We start from the raw sequence: 16,064 nt of genomic DNA, 5'->3' as shown, positions 1-16,064 counted from the left end.
GCAGCCGACCGCCGATCGGTCGAGGGCGCCACTCCACGACCCGCGCAGGCGGATCAGCGCTTGATTCGCCGGCCCACCGCCGACCGCACCCGGTTCCACACCTTTCGCTCGTCGCGGATCCGGGGACGCGAGCCGTCCGCCCGGCAGATGAAGAGCAGTGGCAGCCGCGCGTCCTCGGTCCAACCCACGTTGGTGATCCGGGCCTTGAGCAGCCAGCTCCCTCTGGTCCGGCCGCCGTTGAGGGCGGCGAAGTCGACCGTGGCGGTGGCCCGGTGCACCAGGTGGACGGTGTCCGCTCCGGTCGTCCCGGTGATCCGCTCGGTCTCGAAGGTCACCGGAAGGAAGATCTCGTCGCCGGTCTCCCGGCGACGGGCCACCAGGTCGAGGCGGGCCTTGCGCACCTGGGCGGTGGCGTCGAGCACCTCGGGCGCGATCTCCTCCATCGGGAGCACCAGCACGTCCCGGCCGTCGTCAACGCGGAAGCCGACCGGCTGGCCCGCGGAGTGCAGTTCGGCGGCGACGGTCACCGTGACGGCGTGGTCGGTGCGCCGGAACTCGGCGATTGTGCCGTGCGCGGCGATGCCCGCCTCCCAGCGGGCCAGCCGGCGCAGGTCCGCGACGCGGCCCCGCTCCGCCAGGTACGCCACCGCGCGGAGCAGGGGCGGCAGTCCGGCGGCGACGCCCGGGGCGAAGCGGTCCTGGATGACCTTCTGGGTCTCCAGCGCGACCTGCTCCAGCCATGCCTCGGGGGCGTTCAGCAGCCGCTTGCCGCGCAGTCGGCTGAGCATCTCGTTGCGCAGCCAGCGCCGGTGCAGCCGGTCCCGCAGCGGGCCCGGCTCGGTGTGCGCGTCGACGATGTCCAGCGCGTCCCGCACGCTCTCGAAGTAGCTCGACGGCTCCAGCAGCGCCGCGGTGACGTTGCGCGCGTCGGTCCGCTGGACGTGGTGGTAACAGGTGTAGTCGGACAGCACCGAGGTGCGGCGGGACAGGAAGTACGCCCGCACGACCACCGAGTGGTCCTCCAGCCGGCGCTTGCCGCCCTCCGGGAACCGCAGACCGTGCTCGTTGAGAAACTCGCGCCGGAACAACTTGTGACAGGTCAGGCTGTCGATCAGCGGCGAGTTTTCCAGAGTCGCGTCGAAGCGGTTCTTCCGGAACAGCTCCCGGGGCACGGGTCGCCCGTACCCGGCCATCTTCCCGACGACGATGTCCGCGTCGTTCGCCTTCGCGCAGGCGTGCAGCCGCTCCAGCGCCTCGTCGGCGAACCAGTCGTCGTCGTCGGCGAAGAAGACGTACTCGCCGCGGGCGTGCTCGATGCCGAGGTTGCGCGGGCGCGACGGCCAGCCGGAGTTCTCGATGTGCAGCACCCTGATGTGCGGGTGCTCGGCGGCCAGCCGGTCCAGACGCTCGGCGGTGTCGTCGGTCGAGCCGTCGTCGACGAAGATCGCTTCGAACTCGCCGGCGGGCAGTGACTGGCGCAGCAGCGAGGCGGCGAGCTTCTCGATGTGCGGGCCGCAGTTGTACGCCGGCACCACGACGCTCACCTTCGGGACGCCCACCTCGGCCATCAGGATTCCTCCCGGGTCGTCGGTCGATCACCCGGCGGATCGATGCCTGGTGAACGGGAGGTGAATGGTGTCACCCCGGAAGTCTCTTCCCCGAGGCGGGGTCGGACCGAACGCAGGACCGGCGGAAACGTCGCGAGCAGCCCGGCGGACGACCTTAGGGGTAGGTCGGGACAAGGATCAGGGGAGTGCCGGGGGCGTGCCGGTGTCCATGCTGGGCATCGACTCCCTACGCTGGGCGCGTGACACTGATCGCGACCCAGTCGCTCACCAAGACGTACGGAGGTCGGGTCACCGCGCTCGCCGACCTCACCGTCGCCGTCGAGCCCGGGATCATCGGCTTGGTGGGCGCGAACGGCGCCGGAAAATCCACGTTGATCAAGATTCTGCTCGGCCTGATCGCACCGACCAGCGGTCAGGTCTCGGTGCTCGGCATCGACCCGACCGCGGACCCGGCGGCGGTCCGCGCCCGGGTCGGCTACATGCCGGAGCACGACTGCCTCCCACCGGACCTGTCCGCCGCCGAGTTGGTCACCCACCTCGGCCGGATGAGCGGCCTGCCGCGCACCGCGGCTCGCGAGCGGGCCTCGGAGGCCCTGCGGCACGTGGGGCTCTACGAGGAGCGCTACCGCCCGGTCGGTGGCTACTCGACCGGCATGAAACAGCGCGTCAAGCTGGCGCAGTCGCTGGTGCACGACCCCGACCTGCTGTTGCTGGACGAGCCGACCAACGGTCTGGACCCGGCCGGCCGCGACGCGATGCTGGCCCTGGTACACCGGATCGGCACCGAGTTCGGCATCTCCGTGCTGGTCTGCTCGCACCTGCTCGGCGAGGTGGAGCGGATCTGCGACACGCTGATCGCCATCGACGGCGGCCGGTTGCTGCGCGCCGACAACATCTCCGCGATGACCTCGGCGACCGACGTGCTCGCGGTGGAGGTCAGCGAGGGCACCGACGAACTTGCCGCCCGGCTCGCCGAGCTGGACCTGCCGGTGGCGCGGGACGGGCGACTGCTCCTGGTGCCGCTCGCCGACGACAACACCTACGACCTGATCCTCGGCGCGGTCGCCGAACTGGACCTGCCACTGCACCGACTGGACCAGCGCCGGCACCGGGTGGCCGAACTCTTCGCCACGAGGGAGCTCACCCATGCCTGAGCCGTCCAGCGCCGCCGTGCGCACCGCGCCGTCCGGCGTGATCCACGACATCGGCTACCAGCGTTACGAGGGGCCTCGGCTGAGCCGGCGGCACGTCTTCGGCGCGCTCTACCTGCACGGGCTGCGCACCACGTTCGGGTTCGGCCGCAGCGCCAAGGCCAAGATCTTCCCCTGGCTGGTGGTCGGCATCGTGACCCTGGTCGCGGTGGCCCTGGCCGCGGTACGCAGCCAGATCGGCGAGCCGGTCGCCACGTACGCCCAGTTCGCCGACGCGATGAGCTGGTTGGTCATCTTCTTCGTCGCGGTGGCCGCGCCCGAGCTGGTCTCCCGGGACCTGCGCAGCGGGGTGCTGCCGCTGTACTTCTCCCGGCCGCTGCCGCGCACGGACTACGCGCTCGCCAAGCTGCTGGCGCTGGTCACCGCGCTCTGGCTGCTGCTCGGTGGGCCGCAGTTGGTGATGTTCCTGGGCGCCGCGTTCACTACCAAGGACGGCATGCGCGGGGTCTGGAACGAGCTGCTCGACCTGCTGCCCGGGCTGCTCTACGCCGGGCTGTGGGCGGTGGTCTTCGCCTCGATCGGGCTGCTGGTCGCGTCGCTGACCGGCAAGCGCGCCTTCGCCGCCGGCGGGGTCGTCGCGGTCTTCCTCATGACGACCCCGATCGTGGGGGTGCTGAGCATCCTGCCGTCGCGTACCGCCAACGAGTTGGCCGGGCTCGCCTCGCCGTCCACGCTGGTGCAGGGAGTCGGCATCTGGTCGTTGGGCGACCTGCTGGTCGAGGGCGATCCGGGCGAGATGATGATCGGCGGGTTCGGTCCGGTCTACGCCCTGGCCGCAGTGCTGCTGGTCGCCGGCGCGACCGCCCTCCTGCTGGCCCGCTACCGGAAGGTCGCCTCCTGATGAGCACGCTGAACCTGACCGGGGTGTCCCGGTGGTACGGCAACGTGGTCGCGGTCAACGACATCAGCATGGCCCTGGGGCCGGGGGTGACCGGGCTGCTCGGCCCGAACGGCGCCGGCAAGACCACGCTGCTGCACATGATGGCCGGGTTCCTCGCCCCGTCCCGCGGCACGGTCACCCTCGACGACGAGCCGACCTGGCGTAACCCGGACGTCTACCGGCGGCTGGGGCTGGTCAGCGAGCGGGAGGCGGTGCAGGGCTTCCTCACCGCGTACGAGTTCGTGCTGGCCAGCGCGAAGCTGCACCGGCTGGCCGACCCGGCGGCGGCGGCCCGGCGGGCCATCGACCTGGTGGAGTTGGAGTCGGCGCAGGACCGCCGGATCGGCACGTACTCGAAGGGGATGCGCCAGCGCGCCCGGGTGGCCGCCGCGTTGGTGCACGACCCGCAGGTGCTGCTCCTCGACGAGCCGTTCAACGGGATGGATCCGCGCCAGCGGCTGCACATGATGCAGCTGCTGCACACCCTGGGCGACGCCGGCCGGACGATCCTGTTCAGCTCGCACATCCTGGAGGAGGTCGAGCAGGTCTCCGGGACGGTGCAGGTGATGGTGGCCGGTCGGTTGGCCGCCTCCGGCGACTTCCGGACCATCCGCCGGTTGATGACCAACCGCCCGCACGTCTTCGCGGTGCGCTCCACCGACGACCGGGCACTGGCCGTCGCGCTGATCGCCGAGGCCTCGGTGAGCGGGGTCGAGTTGGACCCGACGGGCCTGACCGTGCGGGCCGGCGACTACGGCGCCTTCACCCGCGCGCTACCCCGGATCGCGCTGGACAAGGGCATCCGGGTGCGCCAGTTGGTGCCGTCCGACGAGTCCCTGGAGAGCGTCTTCTCCTACCTGGTGGAGGCCTGAGGTGAGGGCGAGGAGTGAACGAGCGCAGCGAGTGATCCCCGCAGTCACGAACGAAGGAAGCTGAGATGTCGACTATTACCTGGATCACCGCGCGCGGGTTGTTCGGCCGCCGGCGGTTCCTGCTGCTGCTTCCGCTGCCGTTGGTGCTGCTCGCGCTGGCCGTGCTGTGCCGGTCGCTGGGGGTGGACCCGCGCGAGTGGGGGCCGCCGGTGCTGGTCGGCCTCGGGTTGGCCGTGGTGCTGCCGGTGGTCGCGCTGATCATCGGCACCGGCGTGCTGGGCGCCGAGATCGACGACGGCACGGTGGTGCACATCCTGACCAAGCCGCTGCCGCGCTGGCAGATCGTGCTGCCGAAGCTCGCGGTGGCCGCCGGGGTCACCGCGGCCACCGTCGCGGTGCCGCTCTACGTCGCGGGCGTGCTGGCCGATTCGGTACGCCTCGGGCTGGCGCTGGCGCTCGCCGGGGCGCTCGGCGCTCTGGCGTACTCGGCGTTGTTCCTGGCGCTGAGCCTGGTCACCAGGCGGCCGGTGCTGCTCGGCCTGGTCTACGTGTTGATCTGGGAGGGACTGCTGGGCAACTTCGTCAGCGGCACCAAGGTGCTCTCCATCCAGCAGTACGTGATCGCCCTGGCCGACCGGCTGGCACCCACCGGGCTGCTGGAGACCAGCGTGTCGGTGCCGGTGGCGTCGGTGATGACCGCCCTGGTCAGCGTCGGCTTCACCGTGCTGGCCATCGACCGCCTGCGCTCGTTCAGCGTGGCCGGGGAAACGAGCTGAGCACGGTTCGCCGCGGTGTTCCGGCCAGCCACCGCCCGGCGGTAGGGCTGGCCGGATGGACCGGTCGGTTCGCATCAGGCCAGGCTGGTGGACGTGAGTGTCGAAGCGGAGCAGACGTCGTTGGCTGAGCCGTACTCCCGGAGCAGCCGGCCGTGGCTGACCAGCCTGGCGGTCGCCGGGCTGGCCTGCGCCACGGTCGCCACGGCCGCGCAGGGCATCGGCCAGTTTCACTGGTGGGCCGTGTTCATCCTGATCCCAGCGGCATTGATCGCGGCCAGCGGCGGGCCGTTGCTAGCCCGGGGCGGTGGCCGGGCCTTCGCGGGATACATGCTCGCCTGCGTCGGCACGATGGTCTTCGCGGTGGGTGCGCTGCTGATGTTCGGCGTGATGGGGCGGGGTTGGCCGCTGATGGTGGTGCTGCCCTGCCTGGCGGTCGCCGGCACCTACGGCTGGCGGGCGGCCCACCCGCTGGCCCGGGGTCTGCACCGGGCGGTGGCTCTGCTCGCGTTGACCGGCGCGCTGCTCGGCGTGACCCTGCAACTGATCCGAGTGGATCTGATCCACCTCGAGACCGGCTGGTGGGGCGCGTTCCTGATGCTGGCCGGGGCCATCGTGCTCGGCAATGCCGGCGAGCTGACCCGGCACCGGATGCCGTACCGGCTCCAGGCGATCACCCTGCTGGTGGGGCCCGCCGTGGTCGCGTTCCTGCTCGGGCTGCGCTTCCTGCGCGGCTGGTGACGGCGGCGTCCGCCGCCGTCCCGGGGAGCGGCGGCGGACGCCGCCGTCTCAGCGGGGCCGGCGGCGGACGCGGGTCAGAAGGCGCAGGCGATGACGAGCTCCGGGGTGCGGTCCGGAAGCAGGTCGAGTTTGCCGATCCGGCCGGCCGCCCGTAGGTCGTCGGCGACCAGGGTGAGCTGCTCCAGCAGCGCCGCCGGGCCGAGCGCCTCCGCCAGCGGCACCTCCGCCTTCATGGACAGCTTCCGCTCCGACTTGGCCCGGCGCACCTGGCTCAACGCGTCACCGGCGAGCCGCAGCAGCGCCGGCTCACCCGAGCCCTCGATGCTCCGGGCCACCTCGTAGGTGGTGGGCCACGGCGCCCGGTGCACCGAGCCGTACCGCCACCACGACCAGACCTCCTCGGTCACGTACGGCAGCACCGGGGCGAACAACCGCAGCTGCACCGAGAGCGCCGAGGCCAGCGCCGCCCGTGCCGAGTCGGCCGCCGCGCCGGTGCCGTACGCCCGCTCCTTGACCAGCTCGATGTAGTCGTCGCAGAAGCGCCAGAAGAACGCCTCGGTCACCTGCAACGCCGCCGTGTGGTCGTACGAGTCGAAGGCGGTGCTCGCGGCGGTGACCACGGTGGCCAGCTCGGCGAGCATGGCCCGGTCCAGGGGAGTGGTCGCCGGGGCGCGCAGCGCGTCCGCCGCACCCAGCCCGAGCGCGAACTTCGACGCGTTGAGCAGCTTGGTGGCCAGTCGCCGGCCGACCTTGATCTGCGCCGGGTCGAAGGCCAGGTCCATGCCGGGCTTGCCGCTGGCCGCCCAGTAGCGCACCGCGTCCGAACCGTGCTGCTCCAGCAGGGCCAGCGGGGTGACCACGTTTCCCTTGGACTTCGCCATCTTCTTGTGGTCCGGGTCGAGGATCCAGCCCGAGAGCACGGTGTCCCGCCAGGGCAGCACCCCGTGCTCGAAGTGCGACCGGACCACGCTGTCGAAGAGCCAGGTCCGGATGATCTCCTGCCCCTGTGGGCGGAGGTCCATCGGGAAGATCCGGGCGAACAGGTCCGGGTCGGTCTCCCAGCCGCCGACGATCTGCGGGGTCAACGACGAGGTGGCCCAGGTGTCCAGCACATCCGGATCGCCGATGAAGCCGCCCGGCTGGCCGCGCTGCGACTCGTCGTAACCGGGCGCGGGGTCACTGGATGGATCGACCGGCAGCGCGGACTCGTCCGGCGTGAGAGGGTGGGTCCAGTCCGGCTCGCCAGTGTCGTCGAGCCGGTACCACACCGGCACCGGCACCCCGAAGAAGCGTTGGCGGCTGACCAGCCAGTCCCCGTTCAGGCCGCCCACCCAGTTGTCGTAGCGGTGTTTCATGTGCGCCGGCACCCAGTGCAACTCCTCGCCCCGGGCCAGCAGCGCGGCGCGCAGCGCCTCGTCCCGGCCGCCGTTGCGCAGATACCACTGTCGAGTCGAGACGATCTCCAGTGGCCGGTCGCCGCGTTCGTAGAACTTGATCGGGTGGGTGATCGGGCGCGGCTCACCGATCAGGTCGCCGGCGTCGGCCAGCATCCCGACGATCTCCCGGCGGGCGCCGTTGACGGTCTGCCCGGCCAGTGCCGCGTACGGCTGCGCCGGCACCCCGGCCGGCGGCTCGGGCAGCAGTCGGCCGTCCCGGCCGATCACCACCCGGGTGGCCAGCCCCAGCTCGCGCCACCAGGTCACGTCGGTCAGGTCACCGAACGTGCAGACCATCGCGACGCCGGTGCCCTGGCCCGGGTCGGCGAGCGGGTGGGCGTACACCGGCACCTCGACGCCGAACAGCGGGCTGCGCACCGTCGCGCCCACCAGGTCGGCGTACCGCTCGTCGTCGGGGTGACAGACCAGCGCCACGCAGGCCGGCAACAGCTCGGGCCGGGTGGTGTCGATGAGCACCTCGCGCCCGTCGGACGCGACGAACCGGAGCCGGTGGTAGGCGCCGGGGCGCTCCCGATCCTCCAACTCCGCCTGGGCGACCGCCGTGGCGAAGCCGACGTCCCAGAGGGTCGGCGCCTCGGACTGGTACGCCTCGCCGCGACGCAGGTTGCGCACGAACGCCCGTTGGCTGGTGGTCCGGGCGATCCGGCCGATCGTCGTGTACGTCAGGGACCAGTCCACCGAGAGCCCGAGCCGCCGCCACAGCGCCTCGAAGGCCTGCTCGTCGGTGACCGTCAGACGTTCGCACAGCTCGATGAAGTTGCGCCGGGAGATCGGGGTGGGGTCGCGGCGGGCCGCGTCGTCGACCGGGGCCGCCGGTGGCCGCCACACCGGGTCGTACGGCAGCGCCGGATCGCAGCGCACCCCGTACACGTTCTGCACCCGGCGCTCGGTGGGCAGGCCGTTGTCGTCCCAGCCCATCGGGTAGAAGACGGCCTTGCCGCGCATCCGCTGGTAGCGCGCCGTGGTGTCGGTGTGGGTGTACGAGAACACGTGCCCCATGTGCAGCTCGCCCGATACGGTCGGTGGCGGGGTGTCGATCGAGTACACGTCGGCCCGCACCTTGGCGCGGTCGAACGCGTACGTGCCCTCCTCCTGCCAGCGGCGTGCCCAGCTCTCCTCGAGCCCGTCCAGGGTCGGACGCTCGGGAACGCCGGTGCGGGCCGTCCTCGCCGTGTCGGTCATTGTGCGATCGTAGGCACCACCAGGGGGTCAGGCCACGCAGTTGCGGATCGCTGGCTCAGATCAGCGAGTCGCGCCACTGCCGGTGCAGGGCCGCGTACCGGCCGCCGGCCTCGGCCAGCACAGCGGGTGGGCCGTCCTCGACGACCTGGCCGTCGTCGAGGACGAGCACCCGGTCGGCGGTCTCCACGGTGGAGAGTCGGTGCGCGATCACCAGGGCGGTCCGGTCGCGCAGGATGGTGCCGAGGGCCCGCTGCACCAGCCGCTCGGTCGGCACGTCCAGCGACGACGTCGCCTCGTCCAGGATGAGCACTGTCGGGTCGGCCAGGAACGCGCGGGCGAACGCGACGAGTTGCCGCTGCCCGGCGGAGAGCCGACCGCCGCGTCGGTGCACCTGTGTGGCGTACCCCTCGGGCAGCGCGGCGATGAAGTCGTGCGCGCCGATCGCCCGCGCGGCGGCCTGCACGGCGGCGTCGTCGGCCCCCGGGCGACCGAACCGGATGTTCTCCGCGACCGTTCCGCTGAACAGGTGGTTCTCCTGCGTCACCAACACCACCGCGCGGCGCAGGTCGGCGTCGCACACGTCGCGCAGATCGACCCCGTCCAACCGGACCGTGCCGGCGTCGGGGTCGTGGAACCGGGCGACCAGCTTGGCGACCGTCGACTTGCCCGCTCCGGTCGGCCCGATCAGCGCCACGGTCTGGCCGGCCGGCACGGTCAACTCCAGCCCGCCGAGGATCGGGGTGTCGGCCCGGTAGCCGAAGGAGACCGCCCGGAAGATCAACTCACCACGGCCAGGCCCGGCCGGCAGCGGTGTGGGCCGGGCCGGTTCGGCGACGGCCGGTCGTTCGTCGAGCACCCCGGCCAGCTTCTCCAGCGCCGCGGTGGCCGACTGCAACGAGTTGTAGAACTGGCTCAGCTCCTGCATCGGCTCGAAGAAGCGGCGCAGGTAGAGCAGGAACGCGGCGAGGACGCCGATCTCAGTCTGCCCGCCGAGCACTCGCCAACCGCCGTAGCAGAGCACCACCGCCACGGTGACGTTCCCGATCAGCTTGATCGCCGGCGAGTACGTGGCGATCAGCCGGAACGCGTGCAGGCTGGATCGCCGGTAGTCGTCGCCGAGCGCCACGAAGATCCGTTGGTTGCGCGGCTCCCGGCGGAACGCCTGCACCGCCCGGATGCCCCGCATCGATTCGACGAAGTGCACGATGACCAGCGCGACCGCGTCCCTGGTCCGGCGGTACGCGCTGGCCGACGACCGGGCGAACCAGCGGGAGAGCCCGAACAGGAACGGGAAGGCGAACAGCGTCACGGCGGCCAGCGGCAGGTCCAGCCAGAGCAGGATGGCGGCCACCGACAGGATCGACAGCCCGGCCAGCACCAGGCTGTCGATCCCACCGTCGACCAGCTCGGCGATCGAGTCCAGGTCGCTGGTGAGCCGGGAGACCATCCGGCCGGAGGTGTACCGCTCGTGGAAGCCCACCGACAGGCGCAGGAAGTGCCCGAACACCCGCTGCCGCAGGTCGAGCAGGACGGCCTGGCCGATCCGGGCGGAGAGGGTGAGGAATCCGCGCCGGGCCGCGTACTCGGTCACCGAGGCCACCGCGAACGCCCCGGCGACGGCGATCAGCGGGCCCGGGTCGCCGGCGCGCAGCGGTGGGATGGCCCGGTCGATTCCGATCATGACCAGGTACGGGCCGGCCATCGCGGCGGCGTTCTGGGTCAGCAGCAACCCGACGGCGGCGGCGAGTCGCCCCCGGTGCGGGCGGAGCAGACCGGCCAACAGGGCCCGGCTGAGCCGGCGGAGCCGGGCCACCGCCTCGGGTGTGCTGTCCTCGGCCCGACTGCGGTCGGCCTCCGGGTCGGTGGCGGTGCCGCGCCAGCGGGTGAGTTCCGGCTCCTCCTCCGGCGGTGGGTCGGTCTGTTTCGACACGCTCACGAGCGCACCAGCCCCCACCCGTCCGAAGGGGACGGGCTCGGCCCGCTCGCTCCGGCCGGCGGTGGGTGCCCGGCGGGCGGCTCGGCGGCGAGCAGCGCCCGGTACGCCGGAATCGTGGCCAGCAGGTCGGAGTGCCGGCCGATCGCGGTGATCCGGCCGTCTTCGAGCAGGGCGACCCGGTCGGCCAGCGCGATCGTCGACGGCCGGTGCACCACCAGCAGCGCGGTGCTGTCCCGCAGGACCCGCCGCAGCGCCGCCTCGACCAGCGCCTCGGTGTGCACGTCGAGAGCGGAGAGCGGATCGTCCAGCACCAGCACCGCCGGTCGGCCGAGCACCGCCCGCGCCAACGCGAGCCGTTGCCGCTGCCCGCCGGAGAGCGACAGCCCCTGCTCGCCCACCCGGGTGGCCAACCCCCAGGGCAGGTCGTACGCGAAGTCGGCCTGGGCCAGGGCGAGGGCCGCGCGGACCTCGTCGTCACCGGCGTCCGGGCGACCCAGGGTGAGGTTCTCCCGTACCGACATGGAGAAGAGCGTGGATTCCTCGAACGCCACCCCGACCAGCCGGCGCAGCGAGGCCAACCGCAGCTCGCGCAGGTCGTGCCCGTCCAGGGTGATCCGGCCGGCGGTCACCTCGTGCAGTCGGGGCACCAGCGCGAGCAGCGTGCTCTTACCAGAGCCGGTGGCGCCGACCAGGGCCAGCGTCTCGCCCGGTTCGATGCTCAGGTCGATCTCGCGCAACACGGCCGTGCTGGCGCCGGGGTAGCTGAACGCCACCCGCTCGAAACGCAGCCGACCGCGTACCACGTTGCGGGGCAGTGCGACCGCATTGGGGGAGTCCACGATCTGAGGTGGGGTGTCCAGCACCTCCTGGATCCGGTCGGCGGCGGTGGCTGCCTCCTGACCGTTCGCGATGATCCAACCCAGCGACTGCACCGGCCAGATGAGCATCAGTTGGAGGCTGACGAACGCGACCAACTCGCCGATGGTGAGCGCGCCCTGCGCGGCGGCGGCGGCCCCCGCCACCAGCACCACGCCCAGGGTCACGTTGGGCACCAGGTCGAGCAGCGCCGAGGTGTTGGCCAGCAACCGCCCCTTGCCGACGCCCGTGTCGTGCAGCCGCCGGGCCGCACCGGCGAACCGGGCGGCCAGTTCGGGCCCCCGGCCGTACGCCTTCATGGTGCGCAGGCCCTGCGCGGTCTCCTCCACCAGCGTCGCCACGTCGCCCTGCTGGTCCTGCATCCGGCGGGACGCGGCGTGGTAGTGCCGCCCGAACCGGCGACTGATCAGCAACAGCGGTACGGCGCTGGCCGCGACCAGCACGCCGAGGGCCGGGTGCAGGTTGATCAGCAGCACGACCACGACCACGTACGTGGTCAGGTTGAGCACCAGGAAGAACACACCGAAGGAGAGGAACCGGCGGATCACCGACAGGTCGCTGGTGATCCGGGAGAGTAACTGGCCGGACTGCCAACGGTCGTGGAAGCTCGTCGGCAACCGTTGCAGGTGGGCGTAGACGTCGGCGCGCAGCGCCGCCTCCATGCCCACCGCCGAGGACGACTGCACCCACCGGCGGATGAAGATGAGCACCGCCTCGACGACGCCGAGCAGCAGCGCCAGGCCACCGAGCTGGAGCAGCCCGGCCGGTTCGTGTCGAGCCACCGGCCCGTCCACGACCCGCTGCACGACCAGCGGTACGGCGATCCCGGCCGCGGTGCCGGCGAGCCCTGCGACGAGCAGCCAGGCGAATTCAGCGGCGTACGGGCGCAGGTAGGGGCGCAGCCGCCAGAGGTTGTGCACGGGGTGGGTGCCCGCGGCGGCCCGGGCGGCCGGGTCGCCGTCGCTCTCCACAGGCACTAGCCGACGGTAGCGTCAATGAGTGTCGATGCTCCTGTCAGCTTGTTGTCAAGCGTCGCTCATGACCGAGAAGCCACTTCTTCACGTCCAGCCCCCAGCGGTAGCCGCCGAGCGTGCCATCGGTGCGAAGCACCCGGTGGCAGGGCACGAACAGGGCTGCCGCGTTGCGGGCGCAGGCGGCCGCGGCGGCCCGCACCGCCGGTGGGCGTCCGGCCAGCGCGGCGTACCCGGTGTAGGTGACCGGGGTGCCTGGCGGCACCTCGCGCAGCACCTGCCAGGCGTGCGCCATGAACTCTCCGCCGGTGCGCTGGTGGACCGGCACCGCGTCGATGGCGGCGAGGTCACCGTCCAGGTAGGAGCGGACCGCCGCGCTGACCGGACCGAGGTCGGCCCGCTCCCGCAGCGGTGCCCGCAGGGCCGGGTGGATCAGGGGCAGCAGCGCCGCCGGGTCCGGGGTGAAACCGGCCGCCCGGACGTCACCGTCGGGGCCGGCGAGGATGCTCAGTGGGCCGGTCGGCGTGCTCACTACGGTGCTGTCGATGTTCATGCCGCTCTCCAGAGTCTGATCGTGGCGTAGGACCGCCAGGGACGCCAGCGCTCGGCGTACCGGTCCAGGGTTGTCGGGGTGTCGGGCAGGCCGAGCGCGGCGGCGCCGCGTCGGACCGCGAGGTCGGAGCTGAGGAGGACATCCGGGTCGCCGAAGGCGCGCATGGCCAGGTAGTTGGCGGTCCACGGACCGATGCCGGGCAGCGCCAGCAGTCGCCGAACGGCATCCTCCCGATCCACCCCCGGCGCAAGGTCGACAGATCCGTCCACCACGGCCCGAGCCAACCCCCGCAGGGCCTCCCGCCGCCCCACCGGCATCCCGAACCCCGAGTCGGGCACCTGTAAAAGCTCCTCCGCCCCCAAAAACCCGCGCAGATCCCCCCGTTTCCCCCGTTGATCATGAAGTTGTTGTCCCGACACGCCGGCGTCGGTGGCAATAACTTCATGATCAACGTGCTGGTGGGCGGTTAGGAGGCGGATGAGGGTCGTTTTCGCGGACGTGATTGCGACCTGTTGGCCGATGATGGCGCGGACGGCCAGCTCGAAGCCGTCGACCGCGCGGGGGACGCGGATGCCGGGTTCGGCCGCCACCGCCGGGGCGAGCGCCGAGTCGTCGGCGAGTGTGGCGTCGATGGCCGCCGGGTCCGCGTCCAGGTCGAGCAACCGGCGGCAGCGGGCCACCGCCGGCGCCAGGTCGCGCAGGTCGGCGAGCCGCAGCGTCGCTGCCACGTGCCCGTCCGCCGGGGTCAGCGCCACCTGGCCGGTGCCGTGTGGCAACCGCAAACCCCGGTGGTACGTCCCGTCGCGGACCTCCTCCACGCCGGGCAACGCCCGCAGCGCGAGAAAGTCCAGCAGCGCCCGGGCGTGCAGCGGCGGGCGGTACGCCAGCCGGAGCGCGATCGTCCCCGCGCCGACCGGTGCCTGTTGGCGGCCACGGGCCGCGCGCAGGTCCGACGGGGCGCTCGCGTACACCTCGCGAAGCGTGTCGTTGAACTGCCGCACGCTGCCGAAGCCCGCGGCGAACGCGATCTCGGCCATCGCCAGGTCGGTCGTCTCGATCAGGATCCGGGCGGTCTGCGCCCGCTGGGCCCGGGCCAGCGCGAGCGGCCCAGCGCCCATCTCGGCGCTCAGCATCCGGTGCAGGTGCCGCTCGGTGTAGCCCAGGCGGGAGGCCAGCCCCGGTACGCCGTCCCGGTCGACCACGCCGTCGGCGATCAGCCGCATGGCCCGACCGACCACGTCGGCACGGACGTCCCAGAGCGGGGAGCCCGGCGCGGCGTCCGGCCGGCAGCGGCGGCAGGCGCGTAGGCCGGCTCCCTGCGCCGCGGCGGCGGACGGGAAGAACCGGACGTTCTTCCGCTTCGGCGTGATCGCCGGGCAGGACGGCCGGCAGTAGATGCCGGTGGACGTCACACCGGTGTAGAACCAGCCGTCGAAGCGCTGGTCACGGCTGTCCACGGCCCGGTAACACCGCTCAAAGTCCAGCTCCATGTCACCGATGATGCCCCGCTCGACCGGCCCTCGGCTGGCGGGAATCGGACCTGGCCGTGCGCGGCCGGCGCGGACCCCGCCGTCGGTCAGCGGCGGCGTCGGTGCGGCTGACCGGAACGGCCGGTCCGGCTCGCCTGACCGGCGCGGTTGCCCTGTCCGGGCTGGGCGCCCTCGCCGGCCTGGCTGCCCTGAGCGGTCCGGTTGCCCTGGCCGGTGCGGTTGGCCTGGCCGGTCAGCAGCGCCGACCGGAACACGCCGTCCGGGTCGTACCGCTTCCACAGCCGGCGGACCCGCACCCCGGTCTCACCCGGGTAGATCCGGGCGAACGCGGCCGGGTCCGGTCGACTCTCGAAGTTGACGTACGCGCCGTCGGCGCGCGCTCCGGCGGCCCGCCAGGCGGCGTTCAACGCGGCGTCGGCCTGCGGCGGGAACACCGAGGCCACGATCAGCGTGTCCTGGTGCCGATGCGGGTACGCGGTCGCGTCGGGAGCGACGTCGTTGACCGCCCCACCCAACGAGCGAAGCTGAATCACCGCCCGCCCCGGCCCGGTCACCGCTCTCGTGACGGCCCGGGCCCCGCCCTCGTCCAGCGCGGTGAACAGACCGTTGGTGGTCGTGCCCCGCTGCTGCCCGACGTTGGGGTTGAGGTGCGTGGTCGGCACCAGCGTCGGGTAGGGCAGCAGGTCGGTCCGGTGTTCGAGCACCTTGCCGATGGCGAGCAGCGGTTCCACCACCGGTCGGGCCCGGCGCAGGCTCTCGGCGGCGACCACGGCGGTGATGGACATGAGGACCGAGCGGCCCTCGGCGAACACCACGGCGGCGGCGGACAACTCCCGTGGCGCCCGCGCGAGGTAGCGCGTCCACTCCCGGATGGTGCGGCCGTCCGGATGCGCCTCGACGACCAGTTGTGCGACGCCGACGTTGCGCTGCTCGGCCGCCTCGATCTCGAAGGCCACCACGATCCCCGCGCCCGCCCCGGCACCACGGACCAGCCAGAACAGCTCCGGCTCGTGCTCGGCGTCCGCGCGTACCAGCGTTCCGTCCGCGAGCACCACCTCGACCGCGCGGACCCGATCGATGGTGAGGCCGTGGGCGCGGACCAGCCAGCCGACACCACCGCCGGTGGCCAGGCCGCCGACGCCCACACCGCCGTAGTCGCCCGAGCTGATCACCAGGCCGTACCGGGCCAGCTCCTTCGCGACGTTCGCCCACCGGGCGCCGGCCTCGACCCGGACCAGCCCGGCCCGCTCGTCGAGCACCTGCACCCGGTTGAGCATGGACAGGTCGATGACCAGGCCACCGTTGTTGGAGGAGGCGCCGGAGAGGCCGTGCCCGCCGCTGCGGACCGCGATGGGCAGCCGCTGCTCCCGGGCGTAACGGAGCGCGTCGACCACCTGCGCGGTGCTCTTCGGCAGCAGGACGGCGGCCGGCGACGCCGACCTGGTGTACGTCGAACGCAGCTGCGCGTACCGGCGGTCGCCGGGTGTGACGAGCTGCCCCCGGAGGGAGTCGGGCACCCGGGCCAGGGCGGTACTCATCGATGCCCCCACAGCT

At 72.5% G+C, this 16,064-nt stretch carries 12 protein-coding genes; 5 read left to right on the top strand and 7 right to left on the bottom strand.

Features of this window, described 5'->3' with window-relative positions:
• Window positions 1-53 precede the first annotated feature (53 nt).
• Window positions 54-1,568 (bottom strand): glycosyltransferase family 2 protein, encoded by a 1,515-nt coding sequence (locus tag ACIBF8_RS20880; RefSeq protein WP_396784972.1) that lies wholly within the window; start codon window positions 1,566-1,568, stop codon window positions 54-56.
• Window positions 1,569-1,807: 239 nt separating this feature from the next.
• Between ACIBF8_RS20880 and ACIBF8_RS20875 the strand changes: the two genes are divergently transcribed.
• The 5 genes from ACIBF8_RS20875 (at window position 1,808) to ACIBF8_RS20855 (ending at window position 6,045) form a co-directional block, all read left to right on the top strand.
• The gene (locus ACIBF8_RS20875; protein ID WP_396784971.1) at window positions 1,808-2,722 is read left to right on the top strand and encodes an ABC transporter ATP-binding protein; all 915 of its coding nucleotides are present in this window, start codon (window positions 1,808-1,810) and stop codon (window positions 2,720-2,722) included.
• A complete protein-coding gene (locus ACIBF8_RS20870) occupies window positions 2,715-3,620 on the top strand; it encodes an ABC transporter permease (protein WP_396784969.1) in 906 nt (301 codons plus the stop codon). The genes ACIBF8_RS20875 and ACIBF8_RS20870 overlap by 8 nt, the downstream gene beginning before the upstream one ends.
• Window positions 3,620-4,531: an ABC transporter ATP-binding protein gene (locus ACIBF8_RS20865; RefSeq protein WP_396784967.1), complete on the top strand. Its 912-nt coding sequence runs from the start codon at window positions 3,620-3,622 to the stop codon at window positions 4,529-4,531. Before ACIBF8_RS20870 ends, ACIBF8_RS20865 begins: the two co-directional genes overlap by 1 nt.
• A gap of 65 nt (window positions 4,532-4,596) precedes the next feature.
• Window positions 4,597-5,307 carry an ABC transporter permease subunit gene (locus ACIBF8_RS20860; RefSeq protein ID WP_396784965.1) on the top strand — a complete coding sequence of 237 codons (711 nt, stop codon included), beginning with the start codon at window positions 4,597-4,599 and terminating at the stop codon, window positions 5,305-5,307.
• Window positions 5,308-5,400: 93 nt separating this feature from the next.
• Window positions 5,401-6,045: a hypothetical protein gene (locus ACIBF8_RS20855; RefSeq protein ID WP_396784964.1), complete on the top strand. Its 645-nt coding sequence runs from the start codon at window positions 5,401-5,403 to the stop codon at window positions 6,043-6,045.
• 74 nt (window positions 6,046-6,119) lie between these two features.
• On the opposite strand, the gene valS is transcribed toward ACIBF8_RS20855, so the two are convergent.
• The 6 genes from valS to ACIBF8_RS20825 all read right to left on the bottom strand — a co-directional run bounded on the left by valS (window position 6,120) and on the right by ACIBF8_RS20825 (window position 16,048).
• A complete protein-coding gene (valS, locus tag ACIBF8_RS20850; RefSeq protein ID WP_396784962.1) occupies window positions 6,120-8,684 on the bottom strand; it encodes a valine--tRNA ligase in 2,565 nt (854 codons plus the stop codon).
• A 55-nt stretch (window positions 8,685-8,739) separates the two neighbouring features.
• Complete coding sequence (locus tag ACIBF8_RS20845) at window positions 8,740-10,620, bottom strand: ABC transporter ATP-binding protein (protein WP_396784960.1); 1,881 nt, start codon at window positions 10,618-10,620, stop codon at window positions 8,740-8,742.
• Entirely contained in the window at window positions 10,617-12,473 is a 1,857-nt protein-coding gene (locus ACIBF8_RS20840; RefSeq protein WP_396784958.1) for an ABC transporter ATP-binding protein, read from the bottom strand. The genes ACIBF8_RS20845 and ACIBF8_RS20840 overlap by 4 nt, the downstream gene beginning before the upstream one ends.
• Before the next feature lie 37 nt (window positions 12,474-12,510).
• The gene (locus ACIBF8_RS20835) at window positions 12,511-13,020 is read right to left on the bottom strand and encodes a methylated-DNA--[protein]-cysteine S-methyltransferase (protein ID WP_396784956.1); all 510 of its coding nucleotides are present in this window, start codon (window positions 13,018-13,020) and stop codon (window positions 12,511-12,513) included.
• Window positions 13,017-14,510, bottom strand: a complete 1,494-nt coding sequence (locus tag ACIBF8_RS20830) for a DNA-3-methyladenine glycosylase 2 family protein (RefSeq protein ID WP_396784954.1) — start codon at window positions 14,508-14,510, stop codon at window positions 13,017-13,019. Before ACIBF8_RS20830 ends, ACIBF8_RS20835 begins: the two co-directional genes overlap by 4 nt.
• 86 nt (window positions 14,511-14,596) lie before the next feature.
• On the bottom strand, window positions 14,597-16,048 hold the full coding sequence (locus ACIBF8_RS20825; protein ID WP_396784953.1) for an FAD-binding oxidoreductase: 1,452 nt from the start codon (window positions 16,046-16,048) through the stop codon (window positions 14,597-14,599).
• Window positions 16,049-16,064: the final 16 nt, after the last annotated feature.

The sequence above is a fragment of the Micromonospora sp. NPDC050276 genome (genome assembly GCF_044459545.1).
Classification (GTDB): domain Bacteria; phylum Actinomycetota; class Actinomycetes; order Mycobacteriales; family Micromonosporaceae; genus Micromonospora.
This window is presented reverse-complemented; position numbering and strand designations above follow the sequence as displayed.

Coding starts and splice junctions, on each gene's coding strand:
- ACIBF8_RS20835 (WP_396784956.1), bottom strand. CDS start 13,020: ATGAACATCGACAGCACCGTAGTGAGCACGCCGACCGGCCCACTGAGC.
- ACIBF8_RS20860 (WP_396784965.1), top strand. CDS start 4,597: ATGTCGACTATTACCTGGATCACCGCGCGCGGGTTGTTCGGCCGCCGG.
- ACIBF8_RS20825 (WP_396784953.1), bottom strand. CDS start 16,048: ATGAGTACCGCCCTGGCCCGGGTGCCCGACTCCCTCCGGGGGCAGCTC.
- ACIBF8_RS20880 (WP_396784972.1), bottom strand. CDS start 1,568: ATGGCCGAGGTGGGCGTCCCGAAGGTGAGCGTCGTGGTGCCGGCGTAC.
- ACIBF8_RS20870 (WP_396784969.1), top strand. CDS start 2,715: ATGCCTGAGCCGTCCAGCGCCGCCGTGCGCACCGCGCCGTCCGGCGTG.
- ACIBF8_RS20830 (WP_396784954.1), bottom strand. CDS start 14,510: ATGGAGCTGGACTTTGAGCGGTGTTACCGGGCCGTGGACAGCCGTGAC.
- valS (WP_396784962.1), bottom strand. CDS start 8,684: ATGACCGACACGGCGAGGACGGCCCGCACCGGCGTTCCCGAGCGTCCG.
- ACIBF8_RS20865 (WP_396784967.1), top strand. CDS start 3,620: ATGAGCACGCTGAACCTGACCGGGGTGTCCCGGTGGTACGGCAACGTG.